The organism is Facklamia sp. P12950, assembly GCF_050409465.1.
Taxonomy (GTDB): domain Bacteria; phylum Bacillota; class Bacilli; order Lactobacillales; family Aerococcaceae; genus Facklamia.
Window position 1 is genome coordinate 1 of the sequence record NZ_JBNUPK010000023.1, and the last position, 796, is coordinate 796.

A 796-nucleotide genomic window follows, 5' to 3' on the forward strand; every position below is an offset into this window, starting at 1 on the left:
CCGCCATCCGTCCTGCCAACAGCCTTGCAGCAAAGCTTGAATGCCTCTCTGTTCACGAGCGAGAAATCTTCGATACGTGGAAAGCCGACTGCGCGTTGTGGCATGCACAATTTCAAGAGCCAGATGCGGCATACGAAGCTTTGCTGGAAGGGAATTCGCCACCAAGTTTGTATTATCTAGTTCGAACAAAACTATTCGGACCAGATTTGATTTTGAACACTGCTGACGCAGAATCCGAATGGAGAAATAAATGCTATTTATGATCACGGGCCCGGAGCGGACATTGCTCCTGATGGAAGATGGAAACATTATCGCATTCATCACAGCAGACGAAGCTGAAAAGCATTATGAAATTCCGTACTTGTTCAACAAGAGCGAAAAAGTCCAGCGTTATGATAGGTTAACATTCTCCGAAAGAACGAACGGTCCAGACCTTTTGCCGGATGACACCAATGAAACACTCGATATCTCAACTAAAGGACTGTTCTCAGCGCTAAAAATTCTAGCGAATAATCGCGAAAATACGACGTTTGAATTGCCAGCCGATTTGGACGTCCTGTTTGAGCGTCGATTTAATTGCTGGAACAAAGCTAATCATTGGTGTGACAATACGTTGCCGGTGCTTTTCGGTTATAAACAGTCGGACGGTTTTAATTTCGCGCTACAACAGGAAATGCAAAACCCTCTGCGGGCCGCGTTTTGGAACATGCTCGCACGAAAGACTTCTAAAAGTCAGAAACACCGATACTCAGGCTTCTTGGACGAATGAAAATGCGTTCGTTCAAAACACTCGCTG

Annotated in this window: 2 protein-coding genes; both read left to right on the forward strand. The window is 45.6% G+C overall.

The features are described from left to right. The coding region (locus ACQV2Q_RS08865) for a hypothetical protein (protein WP_428882511.1) at nucleotides 1-263 on the forward strand (263 nt) is incomplete at its 5' end. Next, nucleotides 251-769, forward strand: a complete 519-nt coding sequence (locus ACQV2Q_RS08870; protein ID WP_428882513.1) for a hypothetical protein — start codon at nucleotides 251-253, stop codon at nucleotides 767-769. The genes ACQV2Q_RS08865 and ACQV2Q_RS08870, both read left to right, overlap by 13 nt. Nucleotides 770-796: the final 27 nt, after the last annotated feature.